Genomic DNA, 17,752 nt, shown 5'->3' on the forward strand with positions numbered 1-17,752 from the left:
CAAGCGACGTCAACACGCAAACAGGAGAGCGAAATGAACGTCATCATCTTTGGAGCGACCGGAACCGTTGGCGCACTTGCCGTGCGTCGGATGCTCGCCGACGGGCATCAGGTAACCGCCTTCGCGCGGCACCCGGAGCGACTGGAAATCAGCGACCCGGCCCTGCGGCTGGTGGCCGGGGATGCGGGGGACGAAGGGGCCGTGGCGGAGGCCATTGCCGGCCATGATGCGGTCGTGGTGACGCTGGGTGCCGGCACCTCGCGCAAGAGCGTCGTCCGCTCGACCGGCACCATGAACGTCATTCGCGGCATGCAGGCCCACGGCGTGTCGCGGCTGATCTGCCAGTCGACGCTCGGGGCGCATGAGAGCTGGAGCAACCTGAATTTCTTCTGGAAACGGATCATGTTCGGATTGCTGCTGCGCCCGGTGTTCCTGGATCACGAGCTGCAGGAAAACCTGGTGCGGGCGAGTGGTCTGGACTGGACCATCGTGCGGCCCAGCGCCTTCACCGACGGACCCGAGACCGATGACTACATGGAGGGTTTCGGACCGGAGGAACGGCGCCTGAAGCTGAAGATCTCACGGGCCGACATCGCCGCATTTCTGGCGCGCCAGCTCACCGACCGCAGCCGTGTCCGGTCTGCCGTCGCGATCTCTCACTGAACAACGACAACAGGGAACAGCACCATGTCAAACGAACTCGTCTCCTGGTCCATGCTCGCCCTGGCCATGCCAAGTGCGGTGGTCGCCGGTGTCTTCATGACCTTTTCCGATCTGGTGATGCCGTCCCTCGGCCGTGGCGACGCGGCGACGGGCAGCGCAGCGATGCAGATGATCAACCGGAAGGTCTATCGATCGGTCTTCCTTGTCCTGCTGGTCGGGCTGGTGCCGGTGTCTGCTGCGGCAGCGATTGCTGCGGCGATGCTGGCTCAGCCGGTGGCCTTGCCCTGGCTGGTGGCGGCGGCCAGTCTCTACCTGTTCGGCGTCTTCGGCGTCACCGTGGTTGCCAACGTGCCCATGAACATCCGCCTGGACGGAATGTCATTGGCCGGAGGCGAGGCACAGGCCTACTGGCCGGACTATGTCGGTGGCTGGCTGCCCTGGAACCATCTGCGCACCCTTGCCGCGGCAGGCACCGCCGTCTGCTACATGGTCGCGGCGGTGCTGCTGGCTCAGGCAGGGTGAGTTCAGGCGACCTCTTCCCGGGCCAGGAAGCCGCCGGACTGCCTGGCCCAGAGTTCGGCATAGAGACCATCCCGGTGGATCAGTTCCGCATGCGTCCCCTGCTCGACGATGCGGCCCTGATCCATCACCACCAGACGGTCCATGGCCGCGATCGTTGACAGGCGGTGGGCGATGGCGAGCACGGTCTTGCCCTCCATCAGGCTGTAGAGGCTCTGCTGGATTGCGGCCTCGACCTCCGAGTCCAGCGCACTGGTTGCCTCGTCGAGGATCAGGATCGGCGCATCCTTCAGCAGGACACGGGCAATGGCGATGCGCTGGCGCTGGCCGCCGGACAGCTTCACACCGCGCTCGCCCACGTGGGCGTCATAGCCCCGGTTGCCCTTCAGGTCCTCCAGATCGGAGATGAAGTCATGTGCTTCCGCTTTCCGCGCGGCGGCGATGACCTGTTCCCGCGTGGCCTCGGCGCGCCCGTAGGCGATGTTCTCCGCGACTGTCCGGTGCAGCAGGGACGTATCCTGCGTCACCATGCCGATGGCGGCCCGCAGGCTGTCCTGCTGCACGGCGGCAATGTCCTGGCCGTCGATCAGGATGCGACCGCCTTCAAGGTCGTGAAACCGCAGCAGCAGGCTGACCAGCGTGGACTTGCCCGCGCCGGACCGTCCCACCAGCCCGACCTTCTCCCCCGGTTTGATTGTCAGGGACAGGCCGTCGATGACGTTGGCGGTCTGCTCCGGCAGGACCTTGCCATAGTTGAAGTGGATGTCCTGCCAGGCGATCTCGCCCTCCTGTACGCTCAGCGGCCTGGCGTCAGGGCGGTCAACGACGCTGCGGTCGCGGGCGATGGTATCGATGCCATCCATCACGACGCCGACATTCTCGAACAGGTTGGCGACTTCCCAGAGGATCCAGTTGGACATGCCGATCAGGCGCAGCACCAGCCCGACGGCAAATGCTATCGCGCCGGTGGTGATGATCTCGTGCGACCAGAGCGCGATGGCGACCGCGCCGATCCCGAAGATCAGGAAGGCATTGAGCGTCGCCAGGGAAGCCGAGAGCGCCGTGGACAGCCGCATCTGGCCGTAGACCGTGCCGAGGAAGCGTTTCATGCCACTTCGGGCATAATCATCCTCGTAGTTGGCGTCGGCGAACATCTTCACCGTACCGATGTGGGTGTAGCTGTCGACCACGCGTCCGGTGACATCGGCGCGGGCATCGGCCTGGGCGCGGGACACCTCCGCCAGCCGGGGAATGAACAGCCGCAGGATCACCAGATAGCCGACCAGCCAGGCCAGCATCGGCAGGACCAGTCGCCAGTCGGCGCTGGCGAACAGGACCAGTGCGCTGGCGAAATAGACCGCGACGAACAGCAGGATCTCGGAGGTCTTCAGCACGACTTCCCGCACCGCCAGCGCGGTCTGCATCATCCGCGCGGCCACCCGGCCCGCGAAGTCGTCCTGATAGAAGGCCATGCTCTGACGCAGCAGGTAGCGGTGCGATTCCCAGCGCGTCCGCATGGCGAAGTTGCCCAGCAGCCCCTGATGACTGATCGATTCGCCGACGAAGTAGAGCAGCGGATAGAGCACCACGACCATCAGGGCGATCAGCACCAGATCAATGCCGTGCTCGTTCCAGAGCTGGTCGGGCTGTGTCGCGGACAGCCAGTCCACGATGTCGCCCAGGAAGGCGAACATGAGCACCTCGACGATGGCGATCGCGACGGAGAACAGCGCACTGATCACGATCAGCGGCAGGAAGGGGCGGGAGAAGTGAATGATGAAGCCCAGGAAGCGGGAGGGTGGCTTCGTCGGCACCGTGTCGGGAAAGGAGTCCACCCGCGATTCCAGCCAGTCATAGAATCGCGAAATCATTGCGGATGGGCTCCAGCGTTACCGGTCTCGGATCGGGGTGGTCCGGACTATCTAGCCATCCGGACGAATTTCTCAAGCGCGGCGCTCTTCCATCGGACGGTCACTGGCCTTAAGACTGCGCGCCATGGCTCCACCCCTTCTGCATCTGCGCGACGTGCACCTGACCTTCGGCGGCAAACCGCTGCTGGACGGCGCGGAGATCGTTGTCTCGGCCGGGGAGCGTGTGTCACTGGTCGGGCGCAATGGCTCCGGCAAGTCGACCCTGCTGAAGATCGTGGCCGGGATCGTGCAGGCCGACAGTGCGGATTCGTTCCTGCAGCCCGGCACCACCCTGCGCTATCTGCCTCAGGAACCGGATCTTTCCGGCCACGCGACGGTGCTGGATTTCGTCACCGAGGGGCTGGCCCCTGGCGATGATCCCTATCGCGCGACATCCCTGCTGGAGCAGCTTGGCCTCAGCGAGACCGCCGATCCGACACACCTGTCGGGCGGGGAGGCGCGGCGGGCGGCGCTGGCGCGGGTGCTGGCCCCGTCACCGGACATCCTGCTGCTGGACGAACCGACCAACCATCTGGACCTGCCGGCCATCGAGTGGCTGGAGGCGGAGCTGAAGTCGATGCGCTCCGCCCTGGTGCTGATCAGCCATGACCGGCGCTTCCTGGAGAACCTGTCCGGCACCACGATCTGGCTGGACCGGGGGCGGACGCGGCGGCTGGACCGGGGCTTTGCCGCCTTCGAGGCCTGGCGTGACGAGGTGCTGGAGGCGGAGGAGCAGGAACTGCACCGCCTGGACCGCAAGATCGTCTCCGAGACCGAATGGCTCCACAAGGGCGTCACGGCCCGGCGCAAGCGCAACATGGGGCGGCTCAGGAACCTGCACGCACTGCGTTCCGAACGGCGCAACTTCGAGCGCGCGCAGGGCAATGTCCGCATGGCGGCGGCGGAGGCGGAGCGTTCCGGCAAGCTGGTGGCGGAGGCGAAGGGGGTGACCCGCGCCTGGGGCGATCAGCCGCCGGTGGTGCGCGACCTGGACCTGCGGCTGCTGCGGGGCGAGACGCTGGCGATCGTCGGGCCGAACGGGGCGGGCAAGACCACCCTGCTGCGGCTGCTGACCGGGGAGATCGAGCCCGACAGCGGCACGGTGCGGCTGGGAACGGCGCTGGAGACCGCCAGCCTGGACCAGCGCCGGGAGAGCCTGTCGCCGGACTGGAGCCTGATGGACGCGCTGACGGGCGGCGGCGGGGACGCAGTGATGGTCAATGGCCAGTCGCGTCACGTGGTCAGTTACATGAAGGATTTCCTGTTCGACCCGAAGCAGATGCGTACCCCCATCCATGCCCTGTCGGGTGGGGAGCGGGGGCGGCTGATGCTGGCGCGGGCGCTGGCGCGGCCGTCCAACCTGCTGATCCTGGACGAGCCGACGAACGATCTGGATATCGAGACCCTGGACCTGCTGCAGGAACTGCTGGGGGACTATGGCGGCACCGTGCTGCTGGTCAGCCATGACCGCGATTTCATCGACCGCGTTGCCGACGCCGTGCTGGTGGCGGAAGGCGATGGCGTCTGGCAGCGCTATCCGGGCGGCTATTCCGACATGCTGACCCAGCGTGGCTCCCGGCCCGGCAAGGCGGTGCCCACCGGTCAGCGGGCCACCCAGCGCCAGAAGGCGGCGCCCAAGGCACCGCCGCAGCGGCGCAAGCTCTCGTTCAAGCAGCAGCATGCGCTGGATACCCTGCCGGGCCGCATCGCCGACCTGGAGAAGGAGATCCAGACCCTGACGAAGGAACTGGCGGATGCCGGTCTCTTCCGACGCGACCCCGACCGATTCCAGGCCGCAACGGACCGGCTGGGTGCGGCCGAGAGCGAGAAGGAACAGGCCGAGGAATCCTGGCTGGAACTGGAAATGCTGCGGGAGGAAATCGCAGCCGAGCGGCAGGCGGGCTGATGGTCGCGCCGGATCAGGGGCAGGGAAATCCCGGCAGCCTGATTCAGACTGACGATCAACCTGATTTTCCCACGCTGGAAAGCGAACTGCGCTTGCAGCAGGAATTGGCAGCCAACCGTCTGACGCCGGGCATCGTTGTCGTGCTGCTCGTCTTCGCGGGTCTGGGAATCGGCAAGTACTGGGTCCACATTCCTCTGGTCGGCGGCGTGGTCTGGGGTTCCATCCTGCTGGTCCTGCTGTCGCTTCCGCTCTACCGGCTCTGGCGGCAGCGGACAGGTCGCGCGCTGCTGTTCAGGGGCACGGCCATCGGTCGGGCGTCCCTGATCTGGGCGTTCGCGATCGGGTGTCATTTTGCCTGGGCCATCACGTTCGCCATGCCCAACGACGACAACGTCGGACGCACGACCTTTGCGGTGATGGCCTTTGGTCTGGGCGGCATGACACTGGCCTCCACCTACATGATCCCGCGACTGACCATTGCCTTTCTGCTGCCGATGATCGCCGCGATGCTGTTTGGCTCCCTGGTCAGCGATCAGAACGTGTCGCCCCTCCAGAAGGTTCTGATGGCACTGGGCTTCACCGGCACCGCCGGGGTCGCCATCAGGATGAACTGGCTGATCTTCCGCTCGGGTGTGGCAGCCATGGTGGAGCGCGAGGTGCATCGGCTCGAGGTCGTCCAGCGCCGGTCGGAGATGGCGGCGGCAAGCCGTATCCAGCGCCGCCTGTTGCCGGAGCCGACAGACCTGTCCGCAGGGGACGCGCGGTTCGACCTTGCCGTCGCCCACCGCTCGGCGGAGGAAATGACCGGCGACCTCTATGACTTCTTCATGATCGACGGTCACCGGCTGTTCTTCATGGTCGGCGATGTCTGCGGCAAGGGCGTTACCTCCAGCCTGCTCATGGCCATGACCAAGGTGATGATGAAGAGCGCCGTGCTGCGCCATGACCGCGCGATCGGTGATGTGGCCGGTGAAGTCAGCCGGGAGCTGCTGCGGGAGGATCATGACAACCAGTTCGTGACCTGCTTCGCCGGTATTCTCGATACCGCGACGGGCACCATCGACTACTGCAATGCGGGCCACGAACCGGCCCGTATCATCACGACGGACAGTGCGGCACCGACCCACAGCCCGCGCGTCGGCGGGCCACCCCTCTGCGCCTTTGAGGAGGTTGACTACGAGAGCGGCCAGATCCGCCTCTCACCGGGCGCGACCCTGCTGATCGTCACTGACGGGGTGACCGAGGCACTGAACATGCAGCGTGACGAGTTCGGCGGAGAACGACTGGACCTGGCCATCGCCGCAACCGCGCACGATGTCGGCGTGGAGGCGATGCTGACAGGCATCAGTGGCCGGGTCGCAGAATTCGTGGGCGATCAGGACCAGTCAGATGACCTGACCATGCTCGCGCTGCGCTGGAACGGCCCCTCCGCCTGAGCCCGTCACCGACCCTCAGTTCATCGGGATCAGGTTCAGGTCGCGGTTGGTGCGGTCGAACAGGCGAAGGGCCTCGTCGGTGGCGTTGCGATAGCGGGCGGGGCGGGCGTCGAGGGGTTCGACGCGCTGGTGATGGCTGGAGTGCGGCGTGAAGAATGTCTCACGTGCATTGCTGCCCAGATCGCGGCGGGTGCTGTAGTAGACGTCGAGCCTGTCGTGGCAGCCATCAAGTTTCCAGACGGAGCGGACGCGGACGAAGATCTTGGTCCGGACCGGCGTCGTGCCATGGCGCAGCGCCAGGGCGCGGGAGATCGCCTCGGCGAGATAGCGGCGATCCAGCGCGCAGGGCGCGGCGCCTTCGGTCAGGACCTGCACGTGCGGACTGTAGCCGGTGCCCTGCTGCGCCAGCGCGACAGACGGCAGCGCCTGACCCGCGAAGAGGGCGAGCAGGGGAATTCCGATCCAGGCATGCAGGCGGTTCATCCGCAAAGCTTGCCTGCTGCGTGCCGCGTTTGGCAATGGGGGGCTGTGTCCAGTGGCATGGTCCGGAACGCCGCAGCGCGCTATAACGACTCGCAGGTGATCGCCGGAACAACCGGCGGCGGGTCGAGGAGACGTCAGTGAGTCGGTCAGATACAGCAGCACCCGTTGCGGCAGACGGGGTGGAGCAGACACGCGCGCAATGGATTCGCATTGTCGTGGTCGTCTTCCTGCCCTTTGCGTCAGGCTATTTCCTTTCCTATCTCTACCGTGCCCTGCCATCACTGATCGGCGACCGGGTACGTCATGATCTGGCGCTGGACGCGGATGTGCTGGGACTGGTCGGGGCGGCCTATTTCCTGGCCTTCGGACTGGCGCAACTGCCGCTGGGCATGATGCTCGACCGTTTCGGACCGCGCCGTTGTCAGGCCGTCCTGCTGCTGATCGCGGCGTCCGGTGCCGTGGTCTTCGGGCTGGGCGAGAACGCCGAAACGCTGGTCATCGGACGCGCCATGATCGGCCTCGGCTGCGCCGGCGGGCTGATGGCCTCCCTTAAGGCGATCACGCTCTGGTTCCCGCAGTCGCGCTGGCCATTGGTGAACGGCTGCCTGCTGGGCCTGGGCGGACTGGGGGCGCTGACGGCCACGACACCGGTCGAATTCCTGCTGGGGGATGTCGGTCTGGGCTGGCAGGAGCTGTTCTTCTACATCGCCGCCGCGACAGTCGCGTCGGCCCTGCTGATCTTCCTTGTCGTGCCGGAGAAGCCGGGCAGCACCGCCGCCATTCCCTTCCGGGAACTGCTGGGCAGCCTGCGCCAGATCTATGGCAGGCGCTATTTCTGGCGCATCGCGCCGATCGCGGTCCTGACCATGTCCACCGGCATGGCGATCCATGCCCAGTGGGCCGGCCTGTGGCTGAAGGATGTGGCGGGGTTCGAACAGGCCGGCGTTGCGGTCTACCTGCAGACTCTCTCCATCGCGCTGACTGTCGGCTTCGTGGCCGGTGGTGTGGTGGCCGATGTCCTTACCCGTCGGGGCGTGCCACTGAGCATGGTCATGGGAGGGGGCGTCATCGGGCTGCTGCTGGCCCAGGGCTCCATCGCCATGGAGGTCGATCCTCAGGCGCACTGGCCCTGGGTCCTGCTGGGCCTGAGTTCCAACATTTCCGCCCTGGCGTTCCCGCTGTTGTGTGGGCGCTTCGATCTGAAGCTGGCCGGACGGGTCAATACCGCGCTGAATGTGTTCGTCTTCATCGGGGTCTTCGCCACTGCGTCCGGCATCGGCTGGGTCATCGACCAGTATCCGCGCACGGCGCTGGGCGGCTATGCCAGCGAAGGGTATCAGGTCGGTCTGCTGGCCATCATCGCTGCGGAATTACTTGCATTCATCTGGTTCATGGTCCCTGACAGGGGCAAGTGACGTGAGAGGGAGGACATCATGATTGATCTCAAGGGCCAGGCGGCCATCGTTACAGGTTCGGCCACCGGCGTTGGTGCTGCCGTTGCTCGGGCGCTGGCAGCAGACGGCTGCAATGTCGTCGTCAACTATACCCGCAGCGAGAAGGAGGCGCAGGAGACCGCGCAGGCCTGTCGCGATCTGGGGGTGGAGGCCATCACGGTTCAGGCCAACGTGGCGGAGGACGCGGACTGCAAGAAGCTCGTCGATGCCGCGATCGACAAGTGGGGCAAGCTCAATCACGTGGTCAACAATGCGGGCACGACCAAGTTCGCCGACCAGTCCGACCTGTCGGCCCTGACCGCGCAGGACTTCCAGGACATCTATGCCGTCAACGTCATCGGCCCGTACCAGATGGCGAAGTGGGCGGAGCCGCACCTGCGGTCCGCTGGCAAGGCCTCCATCACCAATGTCTCCTCCATCGCGGGGGTGACCGGCATCGGTTCCTGCATGGCCTATGCGGCGTCCAAGGGCGCGCTGAACACCATGACCATGTCGCTCGCCCGTTCACTGGGGCCGGAGATCCGGGTCAACACGATCTGCCCCGGCATGATCCAGTCCCGCTGGCTCGAGAACGGCATGGGCAAGGAGAAATATGATCAGCTGCTCGCCAACCAGCAGCGCACCCTGCCGTTGCAGCGGGTCTCGACGCCGGAGGACAATGCCGAGATCATCCTCTGGCTGATCAAGGGCTCCGAACTGGTGACGGGCGAATTCGTGATGGTTGATGGCGGCGCCCACCTGGGGTTCTCGCTGGCGATGGCGCGATAGCGCGCAGCCGTTACTCGACGAAGATCGAGGTTGGTGTCACTCTGGGTTGCAGGCTGATCCGGAGTGACACGAGACCATGAGACAGATCCTGCTGACCGTCGCCACGTTGATGCTGGTGGGGCTGGCAAGCTGCCAGACCACCACCGGCGTCCCCGAGGCGCGGGAAGTCCGGGTGACCACGGCCATTGCCGGCGCGACCCCCCTGCGCGTTGAACTTGACGGCAATTACTGTCTTGTGCCGCGCGGGGGCTATGCCGACGATTTCGAGGGGCGTATCTGGGCGGCCTTCGATGCGGTGGAGGGCAACTGGCGCAAGGTCGCCTACTTCATCACCTGCCACGACTATCAGGCGATCCAGTCGAGCTTCATCCAGTCTCTTGCTGCCGAAGGGGAAGTCTCCGTCTTCATGCCCAATGGCGTGCCGAAGCGGTTTGCGGGCAGCCGGGCGACCTACATCGAAGCGATCATCCGCGCATGGGATGATCGCGATGTCCTTGAGGAGGGCAATGAGTCCCAGCAGAAGCTGGAGGAATTCTTTGCGCGCAGGGGGAGCCACAAGTCCCGCCGCATCGAAGGCAAAGCGCGGCTGGAACTGATCGAGAGTGACTCCTATGCCGCCTACTTTCGCCTGCCCTACCGTCACGTGCTGTCGGGCAGCTCCCGTGATCTGGTCCAGATCTTCGGCAAGACCGTGGTTGATGGCCTGCAGGTCCAGGTTGCGTTCACGACAGACCGCAGCGTTCAGGCCGAGATCCGTGCAATGGATGTCATGAAGCGCCTGATCTACGGCCTGCTCGGCGAAGAGGCATCGGTTTGATCCGAACACTGGCCACCGTCGCATTGACGCTTTCGGTGCTGGCCGGCACGGGCACGGCGTCGGGGGCAGAGGTCCGGTTTCGTGCGGGGTCGGCGAATTTCGCGTTCGACCTGCCTGCGGGCTATTGCGACGGGCTGTCTCCGGGCCCGACCGCAGCGGAGGGGCTGCAGCGCGATCTGGACCTGGTGCGTCAGCGTGGGGTCGAGGTGAAGGCGATGGCCATGCCCTGCGATCAGCTCAGCGGGCTGCGGTCGAATATCCGGCATGGGCAGACCCTGCGCGTTCTTGCCTTTGGCATCCTGACGCGGGACGGGGGCGCGATCCCCGCCGATGGCAGTGGCGACGTGTTCTGGCAGGCCATTCGCAACAGCGCGCGCTACCTCAAGGCCTTTGCGTCACCTGACGCCATTCTGGATGTGGTGCGGGAGTTGCTGGACCAAAGGAACGTTCCGGCAAGGATCGCGGCAATCGAACTGGCGACGGACCGGGACCGGATTGGGGTTGCGGCGGCGGGCGAATTGGATCGTTCGGGCCGCCAGGACCCTTTCCGGGCGGCGGCGCTCGCGGAACCGATTGCAGGTGTTTTCCTTGTTACCTCGGTTGTGGAGTTCGCTACTGTATCCGGCGATACCGCGAGCCTGACGGCAGCACATGAGTTGCGCGCGGAACTGAGGGAAGTCGATTGAAGCGGTCAGTTGTCGGAGGAATTCTTGTCCTGCTGCTCGGCGTCACCGCCGGGTGTCAGTCCACCGCGCCCGTCGAGCCCACGACCAGGCAGCTTGCGGTTCAGCCGCTTGCGGGCATCGGGACCATGACCCCGGCCGAGATGACCCGCGACCACGTCCGTTTTGCGCTGTCCGATCACGAACTGTCCGTCCGGCTGCCGGACGGTTTCTGTGTTGCCAGCGAGAGAACCCCTGCACACCTGCAGAGCGCACTGGCTGACTTCGACGTCAGTGTGCTGGAGATGAAGGTGCTCGCGACCTCCTGCGCGATGGTGGAGGGGAACGCTCCGATGGGGTTCCCGATCCCCATGGTCATTGCCGGACTGATGCGGCGGGAAGGCCTGCCGCTGGTCATGGATGAGGAATTCGGCGCGGACTACGCGCGCATGGTCCGGATTCTGGACCGCCACGACGACGACAGGATCCATCTTCTGGCCCGGGAACTGTTCCTGAAATCAATGATGGACAGGATCGAGACCGGTGGCGTCAGCGTTGGTCACCTGGACATACGCAGCCAGGACAACAGGATCCGGCTCGGATTGCTGGCGGAGGTTCCCGTCGATGGCGCCGATCGGAAAGTCTGGTTCTTCGCCGATTTCCTGGTGGGGCCGGTGGGCGACAGGTTGTTTGGAATAGGTCTTGTCAACGTTGACCTGAACCCGACACCGCCCGCGACAGACCAGGACAGCGAGACGCTCTTCGACACCTTGCGCCAGGTAAGGAACTGATTACCTGAATTGCGTCGGCCTTGCCGGTTCTGTGGAGGTTCACGACCGGTCAATCCTCTGGCAACGCTGCAAAGGTCAAGGTTCAGGGGAATGGCCCTCCTCATGCAGAACGCTCATTCCTGCATCAGGGCACGCGGATGGACGACACGGTCGACCGCGCAGGTCCCGGGGCGAAGCTCGCCGAAGCCGTCGGGGAGGTTGAATGCCACCAGCGTCGCGGTGGCCATCCCGCCGGCCAGTTCCCGACGGGCCTCCCTGTCCGAGCGGTCCGCCAGACCTGCGGCCAGTTCCTCGATCCCCGGATTGTGCCCGATGAGCAGCAGGGTGCCTGCCGACCCGGCCTCCCGCCCGATGATCTGGCTGATACGGCTGGATTCGGCCAGATAGAGGGCCTTGAGGTAGCGGATCTCGATCTCCTGCCAGCCATTCGCGGCAGAGATGCCGTCCCATGTCTCCCGCGTGCGTCGGGCGTCGGAGCAGAGCACGAGATCTGGTTTGAGGTCGTTCTGCGCCATGTATGCGCCCATGGCCCGGCTGGCGGCCTGACCACGCGGGTTCAGGTTCCGTGCGTGGTCGACCTGCCCCGGGGCGGGAGCGGCGGCCTTGGCGTGTCGGAGCAGCAGGAGGCGGTGCATGCGGCGAGTGTTGCAGGGGGCGTCAAATCACTGCAAGGGAAATGCTGTAAATCCGCGCGATCTTGTTGCATCGTCTGTCACGTAACTGAAGGAAGCCATGATGAACGCGGCCAATGCTGAACTGATCGAACCGGAACAGGGAGTGCCGGAAACTTCTGCCATCGGCATGGACTCGCCTGACCGCTTCATCAACCGGGAACTGTCCTGGCTGCAGTTCAATTCCCGGGTGATGCGCGAATGTCAGAATCCGCGCTATCCGCTGCTGGAACGTGTGCGGTTCCTGTCGATCTCCGCCTCCAATCTGGACGAGTTCTTCATGGTACGCGTCGCGGCGCTGTGGGGCATGACCCAGGCCGATGTGAAGACGGTGACCCCCGACGGACTGACGGTCGCGCAGCAGCTGGAGAAGATCGACGAACTTGCCAACTGGCTGGTGGTGGAACAGCAGAATTGCTGGCGTGCGCTGCAACTCGAGCTTCGGGAAGCCGGCATCGCCATCGTCGTGGCAGACGAACTGACGCCGGAGGAGAGGGGATGGCTCGACACCCACTTTCTGGAACAGATCCTGCCCGTGCTGACACCCCTGGCGATCGACCCGGCACATCCGTTCCCCTTCATCCCCAATCTTGGCCTCGCGATGATCGCGCAACTGGTGCGCGACGGGGACAAGGAACTGCTGAATGCGGTGGTGCCGATCCCGCACCATGTTTCGCGCTTCGTGCGTCTGCCGGGCAACGAACTCCGCTTCATCCAGGTCAGCCAGGTCATCGCGCTCTACATGGCGCGCCTGTTTCCGGGGTACAGCATCGTCAGTCGGGGGCAGTTCCGCTGCATCAGGGACTCGGATATCGAGCTGCAGGAGGAATCCGAGGATCTGGTACGCACGTTCGAGTCCGCGCTGCGCCGCCGCCGTCGCGGACACATCGTGCGCCTGCAGGTCTCCGCGGACCTGAACGACCGGCTGCGCCGTCTCGTGGTGACGGAAACGGATGCCCGGCCTGATGACGTGATCAACATCGACGGCATGCTGGCCCTGGCGGATATCCGCCGCGTCATCGTCGATGACAAGCCGGAGCTGTTGTTCAAGCCCTACAATGCGCGGTTCCCGGAGCGTATCCGCGAACATGGCGGCGACTGCTTTGCCTCGATCCGCGGCAAGGACCTGATTGTCCACCATCCGTTCGAGAGCTTCGATGTGGTGGTGCAGTTCCTGCGCCAGGCCGCGGAAGATCCCAACGTCGTGGCGATCAAGCAGACGCTCTATCGCACCTCGGACAATTCTCCCATCGTGGAGGCGCTGATCGCGGCGGCGGAGGCGGGCAAGTCCGTGACCGCGCTGATCGAACTGAAGGCCCGCTTTGACGAGGCTGCCAATATCCGCTGGGCGCGCGACATGGAGCGGGCGGGTGTGCAGGTGGTCTATGGCTTCATGGAGCTGAAGACCCACGCCAAGCTGTCGATGGTGGTGCGGAAGGAGAAGGAGGGCCTGCGCACCTATTCCCATTTCGGCACCGGCAACTATCACCCGATCACAGCGAAGGTCTATACGGACCTGTCCTACTTCACCGATGAACCGGCGCTGGGCCGAGACATCTCAGCGATCTTCAACTACCTGACCGGCTATGCGAAACCGGAGCGGCTGGAGGAACTGGCCTATTCCCCGCACACCCTGCGCCAGCGCGTGATGCAGGGGATCGAGGCGGAGATCGCCCACGCGGAGGCGGGCCGCCCCGCGACGATCTGGGCCAAGATGAACTCGGTTGTGGACCCGGACGTCATCGACGGGCTGTACCGCGCCAGCCAGGCGGGGGTAGAGATCGAACTGATCATCCGGGGCATCTGCTGTCTGCGCCCCGGTGTGCCCGGCCTGTCGGAGAATATCCGTGTGCGCAGCATCATCGGTCGCTTCCTGGAACACAGCCGTATCGTTGTCTTCGGCAATGGGGAGCCGCTGCCCGGTCGCAACGCGCAGGTCTACATCAGCTCCGCCGACTGGATGCCGCGCAATCTGGACCGGCGGATCGAGAGTCTGGTGCCGCTGAAGAACGATACCGTGCATGCCCAGGTACTGGACCAGATCATGCTGGCCAACCTGAAGGATGACCTGCAGAGCTGGATCATGCAGCCGGATGGCACCTATGTCCGCGACAAGGTGGTCGGTGACGGGTTCAGCGCACATGAGTATTTCATGACCAATCCAAGTCTTTCCGGTCGGGGAAAGGCGCTGGAAGAAGGAGTCCGTCCGATCTCTCTCACCCTGGATGATGACGACTGACAATGCCTGATTCGGTTGCCGCTGTCGGAACGGCAGAACGTGTTGCTGTGATTGATGTCGGCTCCAACTCGGTCCGGCTGGTGATCTTTGGCGACAGCGCCCGCGCACCGCTGAACATGCTGAACGAAAAGGCCTTCTGCGCCCTGGGCAAGGGGTTGCCGGAGACCGGGCATCTCAGCCCGGAAGGGGTGCGGAATGCCATCGCGACCCTGAAACGCTTTGCCTGGATGATGCGGGTCACCGGTGTGGACCGCACCGTTGCCTTCGCCACCTCCGCGGTCCGCGATGCCGTGGACGGGCCGGAATTCGTGGAACGGGTGCGCACCGAATGCGGCATCTCGCTGGAGGTGCTGTCAGGGCAGGGGGAGTCCCGCCTGGCGGCGTTCGGCGTCCTGTTCGGCCTGCCGGAAGCCGAGGGGATCGTAGGCGATCTGGGCGGCAGCAGTCTCGAACTGGCCCCCGTCGGCAATGGCGGCGCAGAGGCCGGCTTGACCTTGCCCGTCGGTCCCCTGCGGTTCGATGACGGCGATGCGGAATCCGGCGCGATCCGAAAGGCCGTGCGACAGGAACTGCGCAAGGTCGAGTGGCTGGACAGCATGACGGGGCGTGACTTCTATGTCGTCGGGGGCACCTGGCGCGCGCTGGCGAAGCTGGATATCCAGCGGCGCGATTATCCGCTGCATATCGTGCAGGGGTACGAGATGCCGCTGGATCGCGCCCAGTCCCTGGTCGATCTGATCAGCCAGCAGTCGCCCGCGTCCCTGACGGATACCGAGACGGTCTCGAAGCGGCGCTTGCAGGTCCTGCCGCTGGCCTGTTCCGTGCTGGGTGCCGTGCTGGAACGCCTGCAGCCAAGGCGTCTCGTCTTCTCCGCACATGGGGTCAGGGAAGGCGCCTATCTCGAAACGCTCTCGGATGCGGACCGGCGCATTGATCCCCTGCTGGCCGCAGCGGAGGCCATGGCAGCGCAGGAGACGCGTTTCGGCGCCTCGATCGGGCATGAGATCTTCGCCTGGTGCAATCCGCTGTTCGAGGGTGAATCGGAAGTCGAGGTCCGTCTGCGGAGGGTGGCCTGCGTCCTGTCCGACATCGGCTGGCGCATGCATCCGGACTACCGCGCGACCCATGCGTTCAGGCGCGTGCTGCGGGCACCGCTGCTGGGCGTTGACCATACACAGCGGGCATTCATCGCCACCACCGTCCTGCGGCGCTATTCCCACAAGGCCAGTGGCGACGCGGTGATGGAGATGCAGGCGCTGCTGTCGAACGACATGATCCGGCAGGCGAGCCGGATCGGAGCTGCGATGCGACTGGCGCAGACACTTGGCTGTGGCGCGCCGTCCGCCCTGACGGGCGCCACGATCGCGCGGGATGGAGACATGATAAGCCTGTCGGTGCCGGAGAAGCTGCGCGACCTGATCGGTGAGACCGTGGAGAGCCGCCTGAAGCGGCTGGCAGACAGTTTCGAGTGTTCAAGCCGGATCGTCAGCGTCTGAGGGGGCAGGCACCTACCAGATCGGCATGGCCGCAATGGCGGAGACCGCGCACAGCCCAAGTGCCGCGCGCCGGAAAAGGCTCTCCGACGCAAGCGGGAACAGGCGCGAGCCGATGATCAGGCCGAGGCCATAGGCGGGACCGAGCACCAGCACCAGCAGCAGTTGCTCCATGCCGATGAGTCCGTAGGCGAGGAACGTCAGGCCGCCGACCACCATCGTCACCGCGAACAGGGCGGTGACATTGTGCCTCACGGCACGGGCGTCGCCTTCGCCACCCACCCAGAACAGGATCACCGGCGGCCCGTAGAAGCCGGCTATCCCCCCGGCGAGGCCGGACATCAGGCCGACACCTACCACCCCGGTGGTCGGAACCGGCTTTGTCCGCCGCCATCCGGCGGCCATGGCCAGCACGGCAACCAGCACCATCAGCGCAATGATCCAGCGCAGCAGGTCTATGGGGGCATGCGCCAGAATCCAGGTGCCACAGGGGGTGGCGATGGCGATGCCGATGATGATGGGCACCATCTCCCGCCAGTTGCAGCTTCGGACGCCCTGCAGGGTAAGGGGGAAGCCGAAGGTGGCGTTGATCATCCACAGCACCACGACGGCGATCTTCGGATCCAGCAGTGCACTGGACAGGGGTACGAAGACCAGCGCAGCGCCAAAGCCGCTGAAGCCGCGGGTCATCCCGGCCAGCGCCATGGCAAGCGCCAGCAGCAGGGTCTCGAATGTCATCAGGGCGACGATGCCGTCGCCGATGACGTTCATTGCGTGGTGTCGAGCGGAATCTCCACGACTTCCTGCCCCCGGATGGCAAGGCCGAGACTTCCGGCCTTCAGCCGCAGCGCATCATTGCCGAAGACTTCCCGCCGCCAGCCTTTCAGGGCAGGAATGTCCGCCGCGTCATCCGCTGCCAGTTTCTCGATATCCGGTCCCGGACAGACCAGTTTCTGTGCGACCCCATGGGCGGCACACTTGCGTTTCAGCAGTACCTTCAGCAGCTCGATCACCGGCAGCAGCGCAGGTGCCGGGGGCTCCGGGCGCTCGACCCTCGGCCAGGAGTCCTTTGGCTGGTCCAGCGCGGTCTTCACCGCCTCCATCAGTCCGGCACCGAATGGCCCGTCGGCAATCTTGCGGTTCAGGCTGCGGATCGCAGCCAGCTTCTCCCGGTTCTCCGGCGGGTCGGACGCGATCTCCAGCAGTGCCTCGTCCCGGATAACGCGGTTGCGGGGCAGGTCACGGCGCTGTGCCTCCCGTTCCCGCCAGGCCGCGAGTTCCCGCAGCACTGCCAGGAACCTGGGCTTGTTGGTGCGGGCCTTTAACCGCTTCCAGGCGTCTTCCGGCTCGACCGAATAGATGGCGAGATCCGCCAGTGTCGCCATCTCGCCGCTGACCCAGGAGGCGCGGCCAGTACGTTCCAGATCCTCCAGCATGCGGTCGTAGACGGTGCGCAGATGGGTGACATCGGACAGCGCGTAGGACAGTTGCTTCTCGCTCAGCGGGCGGCGCGACCAGTCGGTGAAGCGGCTGGTCTTGTCGATGCTCTGGCCCGCCAGCTTGCGCACCAGCGCGTCGTAGGCGATCTGCTCCCCGAAGCCCATGACCATCGCCGCAACCTGGGTGTCGAACAGCGGGGTCGGTACCGTGCCGGTCAGGTTGACGAATATCTCGATATCCTGGCGCGCGGCATGGAAGACCTTGACGATGGTCTCATCGGCCAGCAGTGCCAGCAGCGGCTGAAGGTCGAGATCCTTCGCCAGCGGATCGATGATCGCGCCCTCGTCGGCCGGTCCGGCCAGCTGGACCAGGCAGAGCTTCGGATAGTAGGTGTTTTCCCGAAGGAACTCGGTATCGATGGCGACATACGACTGCCCGGAGAGCCCGTCGACATAGCGCTGAAGTGATTCTGTGTCGGTAATGATCTGCATGGCGGTGGC

16 protein-coding genes are annotated in these 17,752 nt (G+C 65.1%); 11 read left to right on the top strand and 5 right to left on the bottom strand.

Annotated elements, in window-relative coordinates:
* The first annotated feature begins 33 nt into the window (after positions 1 to 33).
* Together QGV54_RS04925 and QGV54_RS04930 are read left to right on the top strand one after the other, a co-directional pair.
* A complete protein-coding gene (locus QGV54_RS04925) occupies positions 34 to 663 on the top strand; it encodes an NAD(P)-binding oxidoreductase (RefSeq protein ID WP_281017958.1) in 630 nt (209 codons plus the stop codon).
* A 24-nt stretch (positions 664 to 687) separates the two neighbouring features.
* Positions 688 to 1,185 carry an anthrone oxygenase family protein gene (locus QGV54_RS04930; RefSeq protein WP_281017957.1) on the top strand — a complete coding sequence of 166 codons (498 nt, stop codon included), beginning with the start codon at positions 688 to 690 and terminating at the stop codon, positions 1,183 to 1,185.
* A 2-nt stretch (positions 1,186 to 1,187) separates the two neighbouring features.
* On the opposite strand, the gene QGV54_RS04935 is transcribed toward QGV54_RS04930, so the two are convergent.
* Positions 1,188 to 3,053: an ABC transporter ATP-binding protein gene (locus tag QGV54_RS04935; protein WP_281017956.1), complete on the bottom strand. Its 1,866-nt coding sequence runs from the start codon at positions 3,051 to 3,053 to the stop codon at positions 1,188 to 1,190.
* Between the two features lie 124 nt (positions 3,054 to 3,177).
* Between QGV54_RS04935 and QGV54_RS04940 the strand changes: the two genes are divergently transcribed.
* Both QGV54_RS04940 and QGV54_RS04945 read left to right on the top strand, forming a co-directional pair.
* The gene (locus tag QGV54_RS04940) at positions 3,178 to 4,998 is read left to right on the top strand and encodes an ATP-binding cassette domain-containing protein (protein WP_281017955.1); all 1,821 of its coding nucleotides are present in this window, start codon (positions 3,178 to 3,180) and stop codon (positions 4,996 to 4,998) included.
* Positions 4,998 to 6,434, top strand: a complete 1,437-nt coding sequence (locus QGV54_RS04945) for a PP2C family protein-serine/threonine phosphatase (RefSeq protein WP_281017954.1) — start codon at positions 4,998 to 5,000, stop codon at positions 6,432 to 6,434. Before QGV54_RS04940 ends, QGV54_RS04945 begins: the two co-directional genes overlap by 1 nt.
* Positions 6,435 to 6,449: 15 nt before the next feature.
* On the opposite strand, the gene QGV54_RS04950 is transcribed toward QGV54_RS04945, so the two are convergent.
* Complete coding sequence (locus QGV54_RS04950) at positions 6,450 to 6,917, bottom strand: hypothetical protein (protein WP_281017953.1); 468 nt, start codon at positions 6,915 to 6,917, stop codon at positions 6,450 to 6,452.
* A 137-nt stretch (positions 6,918 to 7,054) separates the two neighbouring features.
* Here QGV54_RS04950 and QGV54_RS04955 point away from each other — a divergent pair, with 137 nt between their 5' ends.
* The 5 genes from QGV54_RS04955 (at position 7,055) to QGV54_RS04975 (ending at position 11,409) form a co-directional block, all read left to right on the top strand.
* Positions 7,055 to 8,332: an MFS transporter gene (locus QGV54_RS04955; protein ID WP_281017952.1), complete on the top strand. Its 1,278-nt coding sequence runs from the start codon at positions 7,055 to 7,057 to the stop codon at positions 8,330 to 8,332.
* 21 nt (positions 8,333 to 8,353) lie between these two features.
* Positions 8,354 to 9,139, top strand: a complete 786-nt coding sequence (locus QGV54_RS04960) for a glucose 1-dehydrogenase (RefSeq protein ID WP_348637648.1) — start codon at positions 8,354 to 8,356, stop codon at positions 9,137 to 9,139.
* Positions 9,140 to 9,215: 76 nt separating this feature from the next.
* Complete coding sequence (locus QGV54_RS04965; RefSeq protein ID WP_281017950.1) at positions 9,216 to 9,956, top strand: hypothetical protein; 741 nt, start codon at positions 9,216 to 9,218, stop codon at positions 9,954 to 9,956.
* Positions 9,953 to 10,642, top strand: a complete 690-nt coding sequence (locus tag QGV54_RS04970) for a hypothetical protein (RefSeq protein ID WP_281017948.1) — start codon at positions 9,953 to 9,955, stop codon at positions 10,640 to 10,642. Before QGV54_RS04965 ends, QGV54_RS04970 begins: the two co-directional genes overlap by 4 nt.
* Positions 10,639 to 11,409, top strand: a complete 771-nt coding sequence (locus tag QGV54_RS04975) for a hypothetical protein (RefSeq protein ID WP_281017947.1) — start codon at positions 10,639 to 10,641, stop codon at positions 11,407 to 11,409. The genes QGV54_RS04970 and QGV54_RS04975 overlap by 4 nt, the downstream gene beginning before the upstream one ends.
* Before the next feature lie 113 nt (positions 11,410 to 11,522).
* On the opposite strand, the gene QGV54_RS04980 is transcribed toward QGV54_RS04975, so the two are convergent.
* Positions 11,523 to 12,044, bottom strand: coding sequence for a histidine phosphatase family protein (locus QGV54_RS04980; protein ID WP_281017946.1), 522 nt, complete (start codon positions 12,042 to 12,044; stop codon positions 11,523 to 11,525).
* Positions 12,045 to 12,144: 100 nt separating this feature from the next.
* On the opposite strand from QGV54_RS04980, the gene QGV54_RS04985 reads away from it, so the two are divergent.
* Positions 12,145 to 14,319, top strand: coding sequence for an RNA degradosome polyphosphate kinase (locus tag QGV54_RS04985; protein ID WP_281017945.1), 2,175 nt, complete (start codon positions 12,145 to 12,147; stop codon positions 14,317 to 14,319).
* 2 nt (positions 14,320 to 14,321) lie between these two features.
* The gene (locus QGV54_RS04990; RefSeq protein WP_281017944.1) at positions 14,322 to 15,815 is read left to right on the top strand and encodes a Ppx/GppA phosphatase family protein; all 1,494 of its coding nucleotides are present in this window, start codon (positions 14,322 to 14,324) and stop codon (positions 15,813 to 15,815) included.
* Positions 15,816 to 15,827: 12 nt separating this feature from the next.
* Here the strand turns inward: QGV54_RS04990 and QGV54_RS04995 are convergent, their stop codons facing one another.
* The gene (locus tag QGV54_RS04995) at positions 15,828 to 16,583 is read right to left on the bottom strand and encodes a sulfite exporter TauE/SafE family protein (protein ID WP_281017943.1); all 756 of its coding nucleotides are present in this window, start codon (positions 16,581 to 16,583) and stop codon (positions 15,828 to 15,830) included.
* Entirely contained in the window at positions 16,580 to 17,743 is a 1,164-nt protein-coding gene (gene rnd, locus QGV54_RS05000; RefSeq protein WP_281017942.1) for a ribonuclease D, read from the bottom strand. The genes QGV54_RS04995 and rnd overlap by 4 nt, the downstream gene beginning before the upstream one ends.
* Positions 17,744 to 17,752 lie beyond the last annotated feature (9 nt).

The sequence above is a fragment of the Minwuia sp. IMCC3060 genome (assembly GCF_029909435.1).
GTDB lineage: Bacteria > Pseudomonadota > Alphaproteobacteria > Minwuiales > Minwuiaceae > Minwuia.